This window comes from Acerihabitans arboris (assembly GCF_010131535.1).
Lineage (GTDB): Bacteria > Pseudomonadota > Gammaproteobacteria > Enterobacterales > Enterobacteriaceae > Acerihabitans > Acerihabitans arboris.
The window spans coordinates 1-17999 of the sequence record NZ_WUBS01000012.1 but is presented as its reverse complement, the minus strand read 5'-3'; the positions used below and the strand labels follow the sequence as shown (position 1 = coordinate 17999).

The window sequence follows — 17999 nt, the reverse complement described above, 5'->3', positions numbered from 1 at the left end:
TGCTACTCCGTAAAAGGGTATGGTGGTTCCGGTATAAGGGTTCCCGCCTGGCGGGAATAGGATATTTGCCACTATAAAGCAGGAATCATGTTGCTTAAATTGATATATTAACAATCTGATATTGCATATTATGCAACGCGTACGTTGCGCTGTGATAACGCTCGGCTAAGGTGGTCCCGATATGGATCTGCGCGATCTCAAATTGTTTCTTCATTTGGCGGAAAGCCGCCATTTCGGCCGCACGGCTAAAGCGACCCACGTCAGTCCCTCGACGCTGTCGCGTCAGATCCAACGCCTGGAAGAGGACGTGGGACGGGTATTGTTCCTGCGCGATAACCGCACGGTACAGCTTACCGACGCCGGCGAGCAGCTAAAGATTTTTGCCCAGCAGACGCTGCTGCAATACCAGCAGCTCTCGCACCGCCTGGGCCAGCACGGCCCGTCGCTCAGCGGCGAGCTGCGGCTGTTCTGCTCGGTGACCGCCGCCTATAGCCACCTGCCGCCGATCCTCGACCATTTCCGCGCCCGGCACCCGCTGGTGGAAATTAAACTGACCACCGGCGACCCCGCCGACGCGGTGGAAAAGGTGCAGTCCGGCGACGCCGATCTGGGTATCGCCGGCCACCCGGAAATGTTGCCCGCCAGCATCGATTTTGCCTCCATCGGCCACATCCCGATGATTTTAATTACCCCGGCGCTGCCCTGCCCGGTGCGCTCGCAGGCCTTGGCGGAACCGCCGGATTGGTCGCATATACCCTTTATTTTACCGGAGCACGGCCCGGCACGCCGTCGTATCGATCGCTGGTTTCGCGGCAACCATATCGCCAACCCGCAGATTTACGCCACCGTGGCGGGGCACGAGGCCATCGTTTCCATGGTGGCGCTCGGCTGCGGCATCGCCCTTATTCCGTCGGTGGTGGTGGATAATAGCCCCGAGCCGGTGCGCAACCGGGTGCGGATAATCGAGCACGGCACGCCGGTCGAGCCGCTGGAACTGGGGGTATGCGTACAGCGCAGGCGGTTGCGGGAGCCGCTGATCGAAGCGTTCTGGCAACTGCTGGAACGCTAAGTACCATCCTTATCCTTGCAGAAAAAAGCGGAACGCCGGATTCTTGGTTTCATCATGGCATTCATAACCCAGCGCGGACAGATGCCGATCGAATTCCGGCTCCTGCTCGCCCAGCTCAAACCCCGCCATTACCCGCCCGTAATCGGTGCCGTGGCTGCGGTAATGGAACAGCGAAATATTCCAATGGGTGCCCAGGGTATGCAAAAACTTCAGCAGGGCGCCCGGCGATTCCGGGAATTCAAAGCTATACAGGCGTTCGCGCAGCGGTTTCGACGGGCGGCCGCCCACCATATAACGCACGTGCAGCTTGGCCATTTCGTCGTCGGACAGGTCCACCACCTGGTAACCGCCGGCGGTCAGCTCGCTTAAAATCTCATCGCGCTCCACGTGCCCCCGGCTCAGGCGCACGCCGACAAAAATGCAGGCGTTGTCCGCGTCGGCATAGCGATAGTTGAATTCGGTTACCGCCCGGCCGCCCAGCAGCTGGCAAAACTTCAGGAAACTGCCTTTCTGCTCCGGAATAGTCACCGCCATCAGCGCTTCGCGCTGCTCGCCCAGCTCGCAACGCTCGGAGACATAACGCAGGCCGTGGAAATTGACATTGGCGCCGGACAGCACATGAGCCAGGCGCTCGCCCTGGATATGATGCTGCTGGATATATTTTTTCATGCCCGCCAGCGCCAGCGCGCCCGCCGGCTCCGCAATCGCGCGCACATCCTCGAACAGGTCCTTGACCGCCGCGCAGATGGCGTCGCTGTCCACGGTGATCACATCATCCAGATACTCGCGGCATAAGCGGAACGTCTCGTCGCCGATACGCCTGACCGCCACCCCTTCGGCAAACAGCCCGACCCGGGGGAGGTCCACCGGCTCACCGGCCTTAAGCGCCGCGCACAGGCAGGCGGATTCCTCGGCTTCCACGCCGATCACCTGAATCTGCGGCATCAGGTGCTTGATCAGCACCGCCACGCCCGCGGCCAGGCCGCCGCCGCCCACCGGCACGAAGATCCGGTCCAGATGCGCGTCCTGCTGCAGCAGCTCCATCGCCAAGGTGCCCTGGCCGGCGATCACCGCCGGATGGTCGAACGGCGGCACAAAGGTATAGTTATGATCGCGCGCCAGCTCAATCGCCTTGGCCTTGGCTTCATCGAAATTAGCGCCGTACAGGTAGGCCTCGCCGCCAAAGCTGCGCACCGCGTCCACCTTGATATCCGCCGTGGCGACCGGCATGACGATAAGCGATTTGATGCCGAGCTTGGTGGCGGAGAGCGCCACGCCCTGGGCATGGTTGCCCGCCGAGGCGGTCACCACGCCCTGGGCCTTCTGCTCTTCGCTCAGGCCGGAAATCATCGCGTAGGCGCCGCGCAGCTTAAAGCTGTGCACCGGCTGCCGGTCCTCCCGCTTCACCAGGACGGTATTGCCCAGGCGCGCGGAGAGTTTCTCCATGACTTGCAATGGGGTGACCTGGGCCACCTCATACACCGGCGAGCGTAGCGTGGCGCGCAGGTACTCCGCGGCGCAGGGCGCGGCGGGCAACGGTAGGGAGTCGGCCATGACCGTTAGCCCCCCAGCTGGCTTTTATCGCGCACCGCGCCCTTGTCGGCGCTGGTGGCAAGCAGGGCATAGGCCCGCAGGGCAAAGGAGACCTGACGTTCGCGATCTACCGGCGTCCAGGCGTCCGCGCCGCGCGCCAGCTGCGTTTCCCGCCGGGCGGCCAGTTCGCTGTCCGCCACGTCCAGCGTTATGCCGCGCTCATGGATATTGATATTGATAATATCGCCGTCCTGCACCAGGCCGATCAGGCCGCCGCTGGCGGCTTCAGGCGAAACATGGCCGATGGACAGGCCCGAGGTGCCGCCGGAAAAACGACCGTCGGTAATCAGCGCGCACCGCTTGCCCAGGCCCATGGATTTCAGGTAGGTGGTGGGATAAAGCATTTCCTGCATGCCCGGCCCGCCTTTCGGCCCTTCGTAGCGGATGACCACCACGTCGCCGGCCACCACTTTGCCGCCCAGGATGGCCTCGGTGGCCGCTTCCTGGCTTTCATACACCTTGGCCGGGCCGCTGAAGATCAGGCTGCCCTTATCCACGCCGGCGGTTTTGACGATACAGCCGTCTTCGGCAATATTGCCGTACAGCACCGCCAGCCCGCCGTCCTGGCTATAGGCGAACTCACGGGAGCGGATACAGCCGTCTTTACGGTCGGTATCCAGCGACGGCCAGCGGCAGTCCTGCGAGAAGGCCTTGGTGGTGCGGATACCGGCCGGCCCGGCGGAGTACATGCTTTTCACTTCCGCGTCCTCGGTCAGCATTACATCATACTGTTGCAGGGTTTCCGGCAGTTTCAGCCCGAGGATATTGCTGACCTCGCGGTTCAGCAGGCCGGTGCGGTCCAGCTCGCCCAGGATGCCCCAGACGCCGCCTGCGCGGTGGACGTCTTCCATATGGTATTTCTGCGTGCTAGGCGCCACCTTGCACAGATGCGGCACCCGGCGCGATAACCGGTCGATATCCGCCATGGTGAAATCCACCTCCCCTTCCTGCGCCGCCGCCAGCAGATGCAGTACGGTATTGGTGGAGCCGCCCATGGCGATATCCAGCGTCATGGCGTTTTCAAACGCGGCCTTGCAGGCGATGCTGCGCGGCAGCGCGCTCTCGTCGTCCTGTTCATAATAACGTTTGGTCAGCTCGACGATGCGCTTGCCGGCGTTGAGGAACAGCTGGCGCCTGTCGGCATGGGTCGCCAGCAGCGAACCGTTGCCCGGCTGGGACAGGCCCAGGGCTTCGGTCAGGCAGTTCATCGAGTTGGCGGTAAACATGCCGGAACAGGAACCGCAGGTAGGGCAGGCGGAACGCTCGATCTGGTTGCTGTCCGCGTCGGACACGTTTGGGTTGGCGCCCTGGATCATGGCGTCAATCAAATCCAGCTTGATGATTTTATCGGACAGCTTGGTCTTGCCGGCTTCCATCGGGCCGCCGGAGACAAAAATCACCGGGATATTCAGGCGCAGCGACGCCATCAGCATCCCCGGGGTGATCTTATCGCAATTGGAAATACAGACCATGGCGTCGGCGCAGTGGGCGTTGACCATGTACTCCACCGAATCGGCAATCAGCTCGCGCGAAGGCAGGGAGTACAGCATGCCGCCGTGTCCCATGGCGATGCCGTCGTCCACCGCGATGGTATTGAATTCTTTCGCCACGCCGCCGGAGGCTTCAATCTGTTCGGCAACCAGTTTACCCAAATCGCGCAGGTGCACATGGCCCGGCACAAATTGGGTAAAGGAGTTGACCACGGCAATAATCGGCTTGTCGAAATCATCATCGGTCATGCCGGTGGCGCGCCATAAGGCGCGGGCGCCGGCCATATTGCGGCCGTGGGTGGTGGTGGCGGAACGATACTTTGGCATGCTCAATACTCCAGTTAATCTTATGGCAGGCGGTTGCTCCCGCCTGCTGTGAAAAGCCTATTATTTTAGTTGTTGACCGGATCCAGCCAGCCCCATTTATCTTCGGTCTCGCCGGTGAACAGGCCGAAAAACGCCTGCTGCAGTTGTTTGGTCACCGGACCGCAGCGGCCGATGCCGACCTGGATGCCGTCGACGCTGCGCACCGGGGTGATTTCCGCCGCGGTGCCGGACATAAATACTTCGTCGGCCAGATACAGCGATTCACGGGACAGCACCTGCTCGCGCACTTCGATACCGCGATCCTTCGCCAGTTTGATGATGGCGTCGCGGGTAATGCCGGGCAGGGCGGAAGAGGTGAACGGCGGCGTAAACAGGATGCCCTCCTTCACCTCGAACAGGTTTTCGCCCGCGCCTTCGGAAACATAACCGTGGACATCCAGCGCAATACCTTCCTGATAGCCATGGCGCCGGGCTTCGCTGCCCACCAGCATGGAGGAAAGATAGTTGCCGCCGGCCTTGGCCGCCGTCGGGATGGTATTGGCCGCCACCCGGTTCCAGGAAGAGACCATGGCGTCGATGCCCTGATCCAGCGCGTCTTCGCCCAGATAGGCGCCCCACGGGAACGCGGCGATAATAACGTCGGTGGTATAACCGGCCGGCGGGTTAACGCCCATGCCCACGTCGCCGACAAACACCAGCGGACGGATATAGGCGCTGACCAGCTTATTTTTGCGCAGCACCGCGCGACAGGCTTCCATTAAATCATCAACGCTCTGGATCACCGGCATACGGTAAATCTTGGCCGAATCCTGCAGGCGTTGCATATGTTCGCGATGGCGGAATACCACCGGCCCTTTATGCGAGTCGTAGCAACGGACACCTTCGAAGACTGATGATCCATAATGCAGCGCGTGGGACATCACGTGGACCTTGGCCTCCGCCCATGGAACCATCTCGCCGTTGAACCAAATATAATCAGCTTTCTTCGTCGTCATTTTCTTTTCCTTACTCGTGCCTTAGGCGCGTATTTGTTGTGATGTCAATTGCTGGATCTCGACACAGGCGACATCCATAAGTTTACTTAATTGTGAAGACAGTAAATCGACCGGGCGAATGCTTGCAACAGTCATTTGAATATTTATACATTCCGGGTTGGCTTGCGGCGTCATATTTAATGCGCAAATCCGAAATCCGCGATGGCGCACCACCCGCAGCACTCGTTCCAGAATTTCCGGGCGGGAACGCGCCTCGATGTAAAGCTGATGTTGCATCATGATATTTTCTCCAGCATGGTTTCATTGCCGGCGCCGGGCGGCACCAGCGGCCAGACATTTTCGTTCTCGTCGATGGAGACATGCAGCAGGTAGGGTCCCTGGTGGGTAAACATGGCCTCAAAGGCGGCATCAATCTGGTCTTTACGGGTAATTCGTTGGCCGGGGATATCAAACGCGCTGGCCAGGATGAGAAAATCGGGGTTATCTGTCAGGGAAGTCTCGCTGTAACGTCCGTCAAAAAACAATTGTTGCCACTGTCGGACCATGCCTAATCGCTGATTGTCCATCAAGACGATTTTCAGCGGCAGCCGTTTTCGCTTGATGGTGGTCAGTTCCTGGACGTTCATCATAAACGAGCCGTCGCCGGACACGCAAACCACCGTGTCCCGGGGACGGGCCACCTGGGCGCCAACCGCCGCGGGAACGCCGAAGCCCATGGTGCCCAGGCCGCTGGAGGTGATGAAATTTTCCGGGCGGCTGAAACTCATATGCTGGGCGGCCCACATCTGGTGCTGGCCGACGTCGGTGGTCACCACGGTATTGTCCGGCGCGCGCCTGGACAGCGCGTTCAGCAGCGCCGGCGCATAAATGGCCTCGCCGGGATGATCGTAACGCCACCGGTATTCCGCTTTCAGCGCCTGGGTTTCTATCCGCCAGTCGTCGATGGACAGTTCCTGCGCCAGGGCGGGAAACAGCCGGTTCAAATCGCCCTGCAACCCGACATGGACCTGGCGCAATTTGCCCAGCTCCGCCGGATCGATATCCAGGTGGATCACCTTGGCATGGGGCGCAAAGGTATTCAGCTTGCCGGTGACCCGGTCGTCAAAACGGGCGCCGACCGCCATCAGCAGATCGCACGACTGTACCGCCAGATTAGCCGCCTGGTTGCCGTGCATGCCCAGCATGCCCAGGTAACAGGCGTCATCCCGATCCGGCGCGCCCAGGCCTTTCAGGGTCGCCACGCTCGGCATGCCGGTGCGATTGATAAAATCACGCAGCGCGGGCACCGCGCGCGCCATGCCGACGCCGCCGCCGATATACAACATTGGTTTGCGCGCCTGGCGCAGCAGTTCGCGGGCCGCCGCCACGTCACCCTGGATAACGCCGCCCCGATCGTCCATGGCGACCAGGTGCGGGCTGAGTTCGCCGGAGGCCAGTTGGATATCCTTCGGGATATCGATCAAAACCGGTCCCGGCCGCCCGGAGGTGGCAATGGCGAAGGCTTCGGCCATGATCGCCGGCAACTCGTCCAGGCTCTCGACCAGGAAACTGTGTTTGGTGCAGGCCAGGGACAGACCCAGTACATCGATTTCCTGGAACGCGTCGGTGCCGATAAGCGCCGAGCCGACCTGCCCGGTGATGGCCACCAGCGGCACGGAGTCCAGCAGGGCATCCGCCAGGCCGGTAATCAAATTGGTCGCGCCGGGTCCCGAGGTGGCGATACAGACGCCGACTTTGCCGGTAGCTCGTGCGTAGCCAATCGCCGCCATGGCCGCGCCCTGTTCATGGCGGCATAGCAGATGTTCCACCCCGCCGTCATAGAGCGCGTCGTATACCGGCATGATAGCGCCGCCGGGATAACCGAAAACCATATCCACACCCTGTGCGCGCAACGCTGACACTACCCACTGAGCACCGTTCATAGTTAGTTCCCCGCCTGTCTGCGCTGGGAACAGGATTTTATGCTAATAATCATTTTCTGCTCCTTATTCTTATTGCGTATTGGTTGTCATAAAAATGAGCCAAAAAAAAACCCCCGTCCTTTCGGTGCGGGGGTCTTCTTGAGATTTAAGCTTGTTTAATAAGCTTTTCTTCGTCCAAGTGCAGCCCCGCACGGTGGGATAATAATCACCACCACGCTAATCACGACTAGGCTAATCACTTGGACAAAGGCTTTCATAAATAGGTTTTCATTACTTCAGCTCGAATGAATGCCTACAGAGTTATCACAGTAAATGGGTTTATGACAACCTTTTTTATCATTTTTGCTTATTCCGGCGTCTGGGGAAAAGACAAAATAGACTAATTTTCAATAATTTGATTCGTCATGAATATTTTTCATTTTCTGCGCCAATTGCTGGGCACCGCGCAAGATACCCATGCCGACGGAGGATCCTGAGCCACCCGCGCGCATACAATGCGAATCACCGCAAAAGCCTTAAAAATTTTACGATCCGTCCCGCAGGGGAATGATTTTCACCTGGGCCGGATACGCAAAGCGGGCATGATAAAGACCGATGCCGGCATTTGAAGTCCGGCGGCCGGCACCGGCATGGAGGGGGTAGGCATGTCCCTTGCGTTAATCTATACCCGGGCGTCAATCGGCATCCAGGCGCCCCTGATCTCGGTGGAAGCTCATATCAGTAAAGGGCTGCCCGGCTTTACCCTGGTGGGACTGCCGGACGCCACGGTAAAAGGCGCGCGCGATCGGGTGCGCAGCGCGCTGCTGAACAACGGTTTCGATTTTCCCGCCCGGCGCATCACCGTCAGCCTGGCGCCGGCCGACCTGCCCAAGGAAGGCGGGCGCTATGATTTGCCTATCGCGCTGGCAATCCTGAGCGCCTCGGAGCAAATTGCCGGTCTGAAGCTGGCGCAGCACGAGTTCCTGGGCGAGCTGGCGCTGTCCGGGGAACTGCGGCCGGTGCAGGGCGCTATTCCGGCGGCGCTGGCCTCGTCGCGGGCCGGACGGCGATTGGTCCTGTCGCGCCACAATTGCGACGAGGCCGGCCTGGTGCCGGACAGCAACGTGCTGGTTGCCGGGCATTTACGCGAGGTGTGCGCCTTCCTGCAGGGCCAGGCAGGGCTCGATACCGTGCCAGGCCTCGATATGCCGCCCATGGAGCATAACGGCGACGATCTCCGCGACATTACCGGCCAGCAGCAGGCCAAGCGCGCGCTGGAGATTGCCGCCGCGGGCGGTCATAACCTGCTGCTTATCGGCCCGCCGGGCACCGGCAAGACCATGCTGGCCAGCAGGTTGCCCGGGCTGATGCCGCCGTTAAGCGATACGGAGGCCATAGAGACCGCCGCGCTGACCGGCCTGATGAATGTGGAGACCGCGCGGTTAAATTGGCGACAGCGGCCGTTTCGCGCCCCGCATCACAGCGCCTCGATGGCGGCGCTGGTCGGCGGCGGCCCCCTTCCCCGGCCGGGGGAAATTTCCCTGGCCCATAACGGGGTGCTGTTTCTGGATGAACTGCCTGAGTTCCAGCGGCGGGTGCTGGACGCGCTGCGCGAACCGCTGGAAGCGGGCGAAATCGTTATCTCCCGGGCGCGGGCCAAGGTACAATACCCCGCGCGTTTCCAACTGGTCGCGGCAATGAACCCCAGTCCGTCCGGAGACTACCAGGGCGTCCACAGCCGCAGCGGCCCACAGCAGACCCTGCGCTACCTTAACCGCTTATCCGGTCCCTTCCTGGATCGTTTCGATATCTCCATCGAGGTGCCGCTGTTGCCGCCGGGAATGCTGCGCCGGCAAGACCCGTCGGGCGAAACCAGCGCCACGGTGCGCGCCCGGGTAGAGGCGGCACGCGAGATCCAGCTGCGGCGCGGCCAAAAAATCAATGCGCACCTGAATAACCAGGAGGTCGCGCTATATTGTCGTCTTGGCGAGGAAGATGCGGTTTTCCTGGAAGGCGTCATGGAAAAACTGGGACTTTCGGTACGCGCCTGGCACCGGACACTGAAGGTCGCCCGTACGCTGGCGGATTTGGCGGGTGTGCCGGAGATACAGCGCGGTCATCTGGCGGAGGCCGTCAGCTATCGCAGTATCGATCGCCTGCTGCTGCAGCTTTGGCGGCAAATGGGATAGGATAAAGGGAATAATTTTGGGGCCGCGGCCCCAAGACGATTTTAATCTTCGCTGTCGGTATAGTCTTCCACCACATCCATCTGCGGTTTTCCGCCGGACAAAGTATGGAAGCGCTTGGGACGACGAATGTGCTCGATATACTTGAACCACACTTTTTCATGTTCGGTGGAAGGCTCGCGCTGGCCCTGGCACACCGCAACGAATTGTTTCTCTTCTTCGGTAACCGGCTCGCGCTTGCCGCTGTCCAGATCGTTGTAGGCGTGCCCGCAACGCTCCAGCAATTGAGCTTCCCGAATGGTGAAATGGCCATGCCGGGAAAACCCGCGCGGGTAATTCTTGTTATCGAAATAACGATTGGTACTAGAAAAGCTGTCCGCCATCTTAAGCGCTCCCCATCCTTTCATAAGCCGTACTGTTTATGGCGCGGAGTATTAGATAGGCTTGACTTTCTGTAAAACAAAACATTTAAATCGTTACGATAAGAATTTTTGGAGATGGGCGTGGACACGGAATTACTGAAAACCTTTTTGGAAGTTAGCAGGACGCGACACTTTGGTCGCGCCGCGGAAGCGCTTTACCTGACGCAGTCGGCCGTAAGCTTTCGGATTCGTCAATTGGAAACGCAACTGGGGGTCAGTTTATTTACCCGGCACCGCAATAATATCCGGCTGACGCCCGCGGGAGAAAGCCTGCTGCCCTATGCGGAAAACCTGATGTCCACTTGGCAATTGGCCAAAAAAGAGGTGACCCGCTCGCTGCAGCATAGCCTGTTGTCGATTGGCGCCACCGCCTCGCTGTGGGAGGCCTGGCTGGGGCAATGGCTGCAGTTATTATACCAGCAGCGCCCCACCCTGCAGCTGGAAGCCCGCATTGCGCTGCGCCATGGGCTGATCAACCAATTACATGAACGCCAGCTGGATTTGCTGATCAGCACCGAAGCGCCAAAAATGGAGGAGCTGACCTGCCAGCTGCTGGGGAATTTTTCGTTATCGCTGTTCGCCGCCTCGGCCGAACCCGAGACGGGTGAACGGCCCTACATCCGTCTTGAGTGGGGGGCGGATTTCCATACCCATGAAAGCCGGCTGCTGGTGAATAATCCGCTGCCGGTAATGAGCACCACCTCGGCCCTGTTGGCCCGCAGCCTGCTGCCAACCACCGGGGCATGCGTCTTCTTACCCAGCCATTGGGCCGAGTTATATCCCGACCTGACCGCCATCGCCGATATTCCCCCGCTGGTCAGGCCGCTGTATGCCGTATGGCTGCAGAACAGCGATCAGCGCGCCCAAATACGGCAACTGTTGAAAACGCCCATGATTTAGGCCTGCGAGGCCTGCCACGTCCTTATCGGGCATCAAGCCGGGCCATCCCCCGGGTATCCGGCCGCGGGGGCAGTATGGGCCTTCTGCAGGCTTTCCGCCCGGATGCCGGTCGGAGGGATGCTAGTCACCTTGGCCGTTTGCTTATTTTCCCACAACGAGTTCAACAGTCGTTGCAGGGTGATAAACGCAAACAGCAGGATGCCAATCACGATCTTGGTCCACCAGGAGCTCAGGGTGCCGTCAAAGTTGATATAGGTCTGGATAAGCCCCTGGATCATGACGCCGAACATCGTGCCGAACACCGTGCCTATACCGCCGCTCAGCAGCGTGCCGCCGATCACCACCGAGGCGATGGCGTCAAGCTCCACCCCCATGCCGGCCAGCGCGTAACCGGCCGAGGTATAAATCGAGAACACAATACCCGCCAGGGTCGCCAGGCCGGTCGAGAGCATATAAATACGAATCGTGGTGCTGCGGGTCGACACCCCCATTAGGTTGGCGGCCGTCGCGTTGCCGCCGATAGCGTATACCTGGCTGCCGAACGGGGTATAGCGGGCCAGCAGGATGCCGAACACCATCACCAGCAGCATCAGCACCCCCATGGCGCTCAGGCGTCCGCCGCCGGGTATTTGCCAGGCCAGCCCCGAGAGGGTTTCATATATCGGATGATCAATCGGCAGGGACTCCTCCGACACCAGGTAACTGGCGCCGCGCAGGAAAAACATACCGGCAAGGGTAATAATAAACGCCGGGATTTTCAGCGTATCGATAAGCCAGCCCATAAAGGCGCCGAATCCGCAGCCCATCAGCAATACCAGCGGAAACGCCAGCAGCGGCGACAGATGATAATCACCGATAACCTTGGCCAGGAATACGCCGGTAAAGGCGATGACCGAACCCACGGAAAGATCGATGCCGCCGGAGATAATCACAAAGGTCATGCCGACGGCGATAATGCCGAGGAACGCGTTATCCGTCAGGATATTGCAGATAACCCGAGTCGAGGCGAAGCCGGGGAACCGGCTCAGGCAAAACAGATAACCGAGAATAAATACCGCGATGGTAATGACCAGGGGGAGGTTACGTTTAAGCATGGCGACGGCTCCTGCGGATAAATGCGATAAAGCTGGGTGACTGCATCACCAGTACACAGAGCACCACCACGGCTTTCACCACCTGGTTAAGCTCCGGCTGGAAGCCCGACAGCAATATGCCGGTATTCATCCCCTGGATAATCAACGCCCCCAGGATCGAGAGGAACAGGTTAAAGCGCCCGCCCATCAGCGAGGCCCCGCCGATCACCACCGCCAGGATGGCGTCCAGCTCCAGCCACAGGCCGGCATTATTGGCATCAGCGCCACGGATGTCGGCGGTGACAATCAAGCCGGCGACGGCGGCGCACAGTCCGCTCAGGATGTAAGTGGACATCACGATAACCCGCGTCTTCACCCCGGCGTTTTTCGCCGCGCGGATGTTAATGCCCACCGCCTCGATAAACAGCCCCAGGGCGGTTTTTCGCGTCAACAGCCAGGCCAGGACCAGCGTAATCAAGGTGATAAACACCGGTACCGGGAAATAGAGCAACGAGCCGCTGCCGATCCAGGATAATGCCGGATTGTTGAAGGTGATGATTTGACCTTCGGTCACCAGCTGCGCTACGCCCCGCCCGGCGACCATCAGGATAAGCGTCGCCACGAAAGGCTGTATTTTCAGCAGCGCCACCAGGACGCCGTTCCATAAGCCCGAAAGCACGCCCACGCCCAGGGTTGTCAGGATGATCACCGGCAGGCTATAGCCCTGCACGGTCAGGGTCGCGGTCACCGCGCCGGCAATGGCCATCACCGCCCCCACCGACAGGTCGATGCCTCCGGTGGCAATGACCAGCGTCATGCCGATCGACAGCAACGCTACCGGCGCGCAGCGATTTAAGATATCAATCATGCTGCCGAATAACCGTCCGTCCTGGATATGGATTGAGAAAAAATTATTGGCGACGATACTGTCAACCACTAACACGACCACCAACGCGGCCAGCTGCGGCATCCCCACCGGCCAGCGCTTGGCGACAACGACTTTAGTTTCGGATGACGTTGAACCAGACATAACGTTCATGCTCCTTAGGCGGCAATGGCGTTCATAATGGCGCTGACGGATAGCTTATCGAGCGGGATGGCCGCGATATGTTTCCTGTCGCGCAGAATAACGACCCGATCGGCATAACCCACCAGTTCCTCAAGCTCTGATGAGATCACCAGCAGGGCCAGGCCATCGGCGCACAAGGATTCTATCAGGCGGATGATTTCGGCATGCGCGCCGACATCGATACCCCTCGTGGGCTCATCAAGGATCAGGAACTGCGGTTTGGTCAGCAGCCAGCGCGACAGCAGCACCTTTTGCTGATTGCCGCCGGACAGGAACTCTATCGGCTGCTCGGCGCTGGGCGTGCGGATGTCCAACTGGCGGATAAAACGCTCGGCGATATTATTTTGTTCCTTGCGCGGGATGGGCCGCAGCCATCCGCGCTGTACCTGCAGGGCCAGGATGATATTTTCCCGCACCGACGCGGCGGCGATAATGCCGTCCGTTTTACGATCTTCGGGACAAAAACCCAATCCCAGCCTGCCTGCCTGGTTCGGCGAACGAATGGTCCGCTGGGTGCCTTTGATCCAGGCGGTGCCTGAATCCGCCGGGCGAATGCCGAAGATAACCTCGGCGGTTTCCGTACGCCCCGATCCCAACAGCCCGGCAAGCCCGACGATTTCACCCGGCCTGATCTCCAGGTCAAAGGGAGCAATGGTATTTTTCTTGCCATAGCCGGCAAAGGCCGCCACGGGCTTTTCGCTGTGCAGGGTACGGCCGGCGCGCTGCAGGGCATGTTCGCCCAATTCGCGGCCCAACATCATCTTAACCAATTCAATATGGGGGAGTTCGCGGGTATTGCGGGTGCCGACAAATTCGCCGTTGCGCAGAACGGTAATCCGATCGGTGATCTTATAGACCTGATCGAGGAAATGGGTAACAAAGATCAGGCTGATGCCCCGCTCGCGCAATTGGCGCATGATAGTAAACAACATCTCGACTTCATTGGCGTCGAGGCTGGCGGTCGGCTCATCCAGGATCAGCACCTTGGCCGACAGATCCACCGCCCGGCAAATGGCCACGATCTGCTGCATCGCCACCGAAAAGTGCCCTAGCGGCTCGGTGACATCCAGCGCAAAACCATAGCCGGCCAGTAATGTCACCGCCCGGCGGTTAATTTCTTTGCGATCGATAAAACCAAACCGCCGCGGTTCGCGGCCGATAAACAAATTATCAGCCACCGACAGGTTCGGCAGCAGATTGACTTCCTGATAAACGGTGCCGATGCCAAGCTGCTGAGCATGGGCGGTATTCTTGGGATGAATGTCTTGGCCGTCCAGGTTTACCGAACCGCCGTCACGCTGGTAAACACCGGTTAACGCCTTGATCAAGGTAGATTTTCCCGCGCCGTTCTCACCGAGCAGCGCCATGATTTCACCACGTCTGAGGCTCAATGACACATTGTTCAGCGCTTTTACGCCGGGAAAGGTTTTGCTCAGGCCGGTGATGCGGAGTAATACATCATCATGACTATCGATAATACCCATGGTAAATGCTCCTTAAGACGTAGCCGGAAAAATACCCTTGCCAGACCGCTGCTCCATCAACCGCCTGGCATCGGTGCCGATGGTCAACGGACAAGGCTGGGGGCGAGCAATAGATTTTCATCATCAGCTACAAATGCGCCGGGAGTGTGTAGACAACACAGTGGAGATGCTCCCTGGCGGCTGGGGTCTCGGCGCCAAAACCCCAACCCAAGGGACACATTTACGATGTATCTATATCTGCAGGCCGGGCACTTATTCGTGAAACAAGCCCCGCCACCGCCGCCGGCAGGGCTTGCCGCGCGTTAATAGCCCATGCCGCTTTTCTTATCCAACTCGGTCTGGGCGTCGGCAGGCAAAAACAGTTTGCTTTGCGTCTTGATAATTTTTGTCGGTACGGTGCCGTCTTTTTTGTATTTAGCCAGCGCATCAAACGCCGGTCCGGCCATATTCGGCGTTAACTCCACGTTAGCGTTGGCTTCGCCCGCCAGCATCGCTTTATAGATATCCGGCACGCCGTCGATGGAGCCGGTAAGAATATCTTTGCCTGGCTTCAGGCCGGCTTCTTTAATGGCCTGGATGGCGCCGATCGCCATGTCGTCATTATGGGCAAACACCATGCAAATGTTCTTGCCGTTGTTCTCGGCCTTGATGAAGCTTTCCATGACTTCTTTACCTTTACTGCGGGTAAAATCGCCGGACTGTGAACGAATGATTTTTATGTTATGCGCTTTGGCAATGGCATCTGCAAAGCCTTTCTTGCGGTCAATGGCGACGCTTGCGCCCACGGTGCCCTGCAATTCCACCACATTACAGGGTTTGTCGCCCACGGTCTTGACCAGCCAGTCGCCAATCAGTTGGCCTTCGAGGACGTTATCGGCGGTAACCACCGCCAAATAGAGCGAATCGTCTTTCACTTTAATGGCCCGGTCGAGTAAAAAAACCGGGATCTTAGCGCTCTTGGCTTCCTGCAGCACCGGCTCCCAGCCGGTTTGCACTACCGGCGCGATAAAGATGGCGTCAACACCTTGGGCAATGAACGAGCGAACAGCCTTGATCTGGTTTTCTTGTTTTTGCTGTCCGTCGGCGATTTTTAAGGTAATGCCGCGTTTTTGTGCTTCAGTTTTTGCCACCGAAGTTTCCGCCGCTCGCCAGCCCGACTCAGAACCCACTTGAGAAAAACCGACGGTCAACGACTCGGCAAAAGCCACGGAAGACATGGCGACAGAAATGGCGGACACTAAAAGTAAACGCTTCCACATAGTCATCATCCTCTTATAATCATAAAATGTGCTGGTATCATTAGATTGCTAGCAATAATAAAACTAAACAAAAAAACGCTTTTTTATATCGGGCCGCATCACATTTTTGATAAATAAGAGCAGGGTTTGATAGCAACTTCTTTATTTAAATCTGTAGCTTATGGAACTATTTTTGTCTAGTCATCTCGCGCATCGAAAATTAAATGCTTCAATAATAAGTAATTACCACCTTTCTCATTTCTTCATTTTACCAGTAACACCGAACATGCCGTGTCCTAATCTGCTACTCGTTTTTATCGGCCAAACATCGCTTTTCTGGCGATTGTTATAGAGAGATAAGGCAAACGGATCCATCGCTTTTGGATAAACAAAATTACCATAGCCAATTTGATTTTTTTATATGGATATTTTAGCTTATTTTTTGGTAATATTATCCCTCGTTTTGCGGCCCACACTGTAAAAAAAGTTGTTTAGGATCGCGGCTACCTATAAATTCATTAGTCGAGAAACGATCAAATTACAACCAAACTTCGTTTATCTTCCTTAACGTGAGGGCGCCGCCAGGAAAAGCTCTGCCGACGGAGAATGTGATTGGTAAGACCCCGGGAAGAGCCGCTGAAGAAGATAGAGTCCATAAACTTGACCCAGATTAAACCAAACTCTTCTGAAAAAGCTTTCGCTGGAAAGCATTGTGCTTGGTGATAATATTTAAACTATTTTATGCATTAGCTAAACTAGACAATATTGATGCGATTTTAGGCAATCGACGGTATTGAATTACTGCCATATTTTTCTTGTGTATATTAATATTTCTTTGCTAAGCGGCGTTAATACTTTTGGGTAAAATTTTATATTCACAACTTGATTATGAGCTCCATGTTTCTACTCTTTCAGTACGATGAGGGAATTATCAATATATCGGCCAGCATACCTGCCATCACGTTCCTTTAATTCATCACCGTAGTAGCATTATAAGAAAAACCTTTTTATTTTTGCAGAACCATTGTTAACGCATTAAATATCGAGGATATAATTATGGCAAATTCAAACGCTTTTTATTATAGCCGACCGTTCGCTGAGCCGCCGGCATCACCCACCAGCATGCAGATATCAAATCTAACCGCTACTTCCGTAGATCCAAGCTGGACGCCAGGCATCGGCGGCGCACCTGTTGCGTATTATAATGTATGGCAGGCCGCTGCCCCCGGTTACTGGGCAGGCCAAACCACCGAACCTTGGCTGAGCCTGCAAAACTTGATCCCCGATAGGGCTTATTCATTCCAGGCTTTTGCCGTAGGCTTTGATGGACAATATAGCGATCTCCCCGCCGGAATTTATTTTAATACACCGCCTCTGGTTTATTCTTCTCAACCTTATTATCCACCGCGGCCGGGATGCTATCCACCCCCACCATATTATTATCCGCCGCGCCCATACTACGGAAAATATAACTATTCTAGCTGGTAAAAATCCGCTATCCGATGCTGCCAGGTTAAAGGGCAGCATAATGCACGCAGGCTATCGAATATACAATTATCTTAGGAGCTTTGCTGATATTTGTGAATTATTTACATTTGGCCCGTCCTAGGCAGTTTATTGTGTAAAAAAATAGCACAATATTTCAGAGAGGAGAATGCATTGCGTTTACAGTGACAAGGCCAAAAAAAAACCCCTCGCGTAAGCGAAGGGCTTTTTTTTGATCTGGCAGGGGCGGAGAGACTCGAACTCCCAACACCCGGTTTTGGAGACCGGTGCTCTACCAATTGAACTACGCCCCTAAATAGGGTGGCGGTGCGGACGGGACTCGAACCCGCGACCCCCGGCGTGACAGGCCGGTATTCTAACCGACTGAACTACCGCACCACGATTCGGTACTACACCCAAACATAACATTTGCGGGGTCAACGCATGTTAAAACCGTTTGTGGTGCTCACCAACGCCTCTCGCTGCGCTCAAGGTATTGGGTCTTAATGTATGCCTGGCAGTTGATGCCCGCCTGCGGCTTCGTTCAACCGGCAAAGCCGGTTGTCCTACTCTCTGCTCGAGTAGCGAACCGCCAGGTTTTTTTCAACAACGCCTCTCGCTGCGCTCAAGGTATTGGGTCTTAATGGATGCCTGGCAGTTCCCTACTCTCGCATGGGGAGACCCCACACTACCATCGGCGCTACGGCGTTTCACTGCTGAGTTCGGCATGGGGTCAGGTGGGACCACCGCGCTAGTGCCGCCAGGCA

Annotated in this window: 14 protein-coding genes, 2 tRNA genes, 1 rRNA gene and 1 pseudogene; 4 read left to right on the top strand and 14 right to left on the bottom strand. The window is 57.4% G+C overall.

Annotated elements, in window-relative coordinates; genetic code table 11:
* The first annotated feature begins 181 nt into the window (after positions 1 to 181).
* Entirely contained in the window at positions 182 to 1069 is an 888-nt protein-coding gene (gene ilvY / locus GRH90_RS16575) for an HTH-type transcriptional activator IlvY (RefSeq protein ID WP_162367076.1), read from the top strand.
* 9 nt (positions 1070 to 1078) lie between these two features.
* Here the strand turns inward: ilvY and ilvA are convergent, their stop codons facing one another.
* The 6 genes from ilvA to ilvL form a co-directional block, all read right to left on the bottom strand.
* Positions 1079 to 2623 (bottom strand): threonine ammonia-lyase, biosynthetic, encoded by a 1545-nt coding sequence (ilvA, locus tag GRH90_RS16570; protein WP_162367075.1) that lies wholly within the window; start codon positions 2621 to 2623, stop codon positions 1079 to 1081.
* 5 nt (positions 2624 to 2628) lie between these two features.
* Positions 2629 to 4479: a dihydroxy-acid dehydratase gene (gene ilvD / locus GRH90_RS16565; protein ID WP_162367074.1), complete on the bottom strand. Its 1851-nt coding sequence runs from the start codon at positions 4477 to 4479 to the stop codon at positions 2629 to 2631.
* Positions 4480 to 4544: 65 nt separating this feature from the next.
* Positions 4545 to 5474 (bottom strand): branched-chain amino acid transaminase, encoded by a 930-nt coding sequence (locus GRH90_RS16560; RefSeq protein ID WP_162367073.1) that lies wholly within the window; start codon positions 5472 to 5474, stop codon positions 4545 to 4547.
* A 21-nt stretch (positions 5475 to 5495) separates the two neighbouring features.
* Complete coding sequence (gene ilvM, locus GRH90_RS16555) at positions 5496 to 5753, bottom strand: acetolactate synthase 2 small subunit (protein ID WP_162367072.1); 258 nt, start codon at positions 5751 to 5753, stop codon at positions 5496 to 5498.
* The gene (gene ilvG / locus GRH90_RS16550; RefSeq protein ID WP_162367071.1) at positions 5750 to 7396 is read right to left on the bottom strand and encodes an acetolactate synthase 2 catalytic subunit; all 1647 of its coding nucleotides are present in this window, start codon (positions 7394 to 7396) and stop codon (positions 5750 to 5752) included. The genes ilvM and ilvG overlap by 4 nt, the downstream gene beginning before the upstream one ends.
* A 155-nt stretch (positions 7397 to 7551) precedes the next feature.
* Positions 7552 to 7653 carry an ilv operon leader peptide gene (ilvL, locus tag GRH90_RS16545; RefSeq protein ID WP_162367070.1) on the bottom strand — a complete coding sequence of 34 codons (102 nt, stop codon included), beginning with the start codon at positions 7651 to 7653 and terminating at the stop codon, positions 7552 to 7554.
* Between the two features lie 387 nt (positions 7654 to 8040).
* On the opposite strand from ilvL, the gene GRH90_RS16540 reads away from it, so the two are divergent.
* Entirely contained in the window at positions 8041 to 9564 is a 1524-nt protein-coding gene (locus GRH90_RS16540; RefSeq protein WP_162367069.1) for a YifB family Mg chelatase-like AAA ATPase, read from the top strand.
* 41 nt (positions 9565 to 9605) lie between these two features.
* On the opposite strand, the gene GRH90_RS16535 is transcribed toward GRH90_RS16540, so the two are convergent.
* Complete coding sequence (locus GRH90_RS16535; RefSeq protein WP_162367068.1) at positions 9606 to 9944, bottom strand: MaoP family protein; 339 nt, start codon at positions 9942 to 9944, stop codon at positions 9606 to 9608.
* A 120-nt stretch (positions 9945 to 10064) separates the two neighbouring features.
* Here GRH90_RS16535 and hdfR point away from each other — a divergent pair, with 120 nt between their 5' ends.
* Entirely contained in the window at positions 10065 to 10883 is an 819-nt protein-coding gene (gene hdfR / locus GRH90_RS16530; RefSeq protein ID WP_162367067.1) for an HTH-type transcriptional regulator HdfR, read from the top strand.
* Positions 10884 to 10999: 116 nt separating this feature from the next.
* Here hdfR and yjfF read toward each other — a convergent pair.
* From yjfF to ytfQ, 4 genes and pseudogenes are all read right to left on the bottom strand, one after another.
* A pseudogene (gene yjfF / locus GRH90_RS16525) lies at positions 11000 to 11977 on the bottom strand (galactofuranose ABC transporter, permease protein YjfF); the annotation flags it as partial.
* On the bottom strand, positions 11970 to 12986 hold the full coding sequence (ytfT, locus tag GRH90_RS16520) for a galactofuranose ABC transporter, ATP-binding protein YtfT (RefSeq protein ID WP_162367065.1): 1017 nt from the start codon (positions 12984 to 12986) through the stop codon (positions 11970 to 11972). The gene ytfT and the pseudogene yjfF, both read right to left, overlap by 8 nt.
* A gap of 14 nt (positions 12987 to 13000) precedes the next feature.
* Positions 13001 to 14509: a galactofuranose ABC transporter, ATP-binding protein YtfR gene (gene ytfR, locus GRH90_RS16515; protein WP_162367064.1), complete on the bottom strand. Its 1509-nt coding sequence runs from the start codon at positions 14507 to 14509 to the stop codon at positions 13001 to 13003.
* Positions 14510 to 14811: 302 nt separating this feature from the next.
* Positions 14812 to 15768 carry a galactofuranose ABC transporter, galactofuranose-binding protein YtfQ gene (ytfQ, locus tag GRH90_RS16510; protein WP_162367063.1) on the bottom strand — a complete coding sequence of 319 codons (957 nt, stop codon included), beginning with the start codon at positions 15766 to 15768 and terminating at the stop codon, positions 14812 to 14814.
* 1035 nt (positions 15769 to 16803) lie between these two features.
* Here ytfQ and GRH90_RS16505 point away from each other — a divergent pair.
* Entirely contained in the window at positions 16804 to 17235 is a 432-nt protein-coding gene (locus tag GRH90_RS16505) for a fibronectin type III domain-containing protein (protein ID WP_162367062.1), read from the top strand.
* Between the two features lie 235 nt (positions 17236 to 17470).
* Here GRH90_RS16505 and GRH90_RS16500 read toward each other — a convergent pair.
* The 3 genes from GRH90_RS16500 to rrf form a co-directional block, all read right to left on the bottom strand.
* Positions 17471 to 17546, bottom strand: a tRNA-Trp gene (locus GRH90_RS16500).
* Positions 17547 to 17554: 8 nt separating this feature from the next.
* Positions 17555 to 17631, bottom strand: a tRNA-Asp gene (locus GRH90_RS16495).
* A gap of 250 nt (positions 17632 to 17881) precedes the next feature.
* Positions 17882 to 17997, bottom strand: a 5S ribosomal RNA gene (rrf, locus tag GRH90_RS16490).
* Between the last annotated feature and the right edge of the window lie 2 nt (positions 17998 to 17999).

Bases quoted from the DNA above. Each gene is read 5' to 3' on its own strand.
- ilvA (WP_162367075.1), bottom strand. From the start codon at position 2,623: ATGGCCGACTCCCTACCGTTGCCCGCCGCGCCCTGCGCCGCGGAGTAC.
- GRH90_RS16505 (WP_162367062.1), top strand. From the start codon at position 16,804: ATGGCAAATTCAAACGCTTTTTATTATAGCCGACCGTTCGCTGAGCCG.
- GRH90_RS16560 (WP_162367073.1), bottom strand. From the start codon at position 5,474: ATGACGACGAAGAAAGCTGATTATATTTGGTTCAACGGCGAGATGGTT.
- ytfT (WP_162367065.1), bottom strand. From the start codon at position 12,986: ATGTCTGGTTCAACGTCATCCGAAACTAAAGTCGTTGTCGCCAAGCGC.
- ytfR (WP_162367064.1), bottom strand. From the start codon at position 14,509: ATGGGTATTATCGATAGTCATGATGATGTATTACTCCGCATCACCGGC.
- GRH90_RS16540 (WP_162367069.1), top strand. From the start codon at position 8,041: ATGTCCCTTGCGTTAATCTATACCCGGGCGTCAATCGGCATCCAGGCG.
- ilvM (WP_162367072.1), bottom strand. From the start codon at position 5,753: ATGATGCAACATCAGCTTTACATCGAGGCGCGTTCCCGCCCGGAAATT.
- ytfQ (WP_162367063.1), bottom strand. From the start codon at position 15,768: ATGTGGAAGCGTTTACTTTTAGTGTCCGCCATTTCTGTCGCCATGTCT.
- GRH90_RS16535 (WP_162367068.1), bottom strand. From the start codon at position 9,944: ATGGCGGACAGCTTTTCTAGTACCAATCGTTATTTCGATAACAAGAAT.
- ilvD (WP_162367074.1), bottom strand. From the start codon at position 4,479: ATGCCAAAGTATCGTTCCGCCACCACCACCCACGGCCGCAATATGGCC.
- ilvL (WP_162367070.1), bottom strand. From the start codon at position 7,653: ATGAAAGCCTTTGTCCAAGTGATTAGCCTAGTCGTGATTAGCGTGGTG.
- ilvY (WP_162367076.1), top strand. From the start codon at position 182: ATGGATCTGCGCGATCTCAAATTGTTTCTTCATTTGGCGGAAAGCCGC.
- ilvG (WP_162367071.1), bottom strand. From the start codon at position 7,396: ATGAACGGTGCTCAGTGGGTAGTGTCAGCGTTGCGCGCACAGGGTGTG.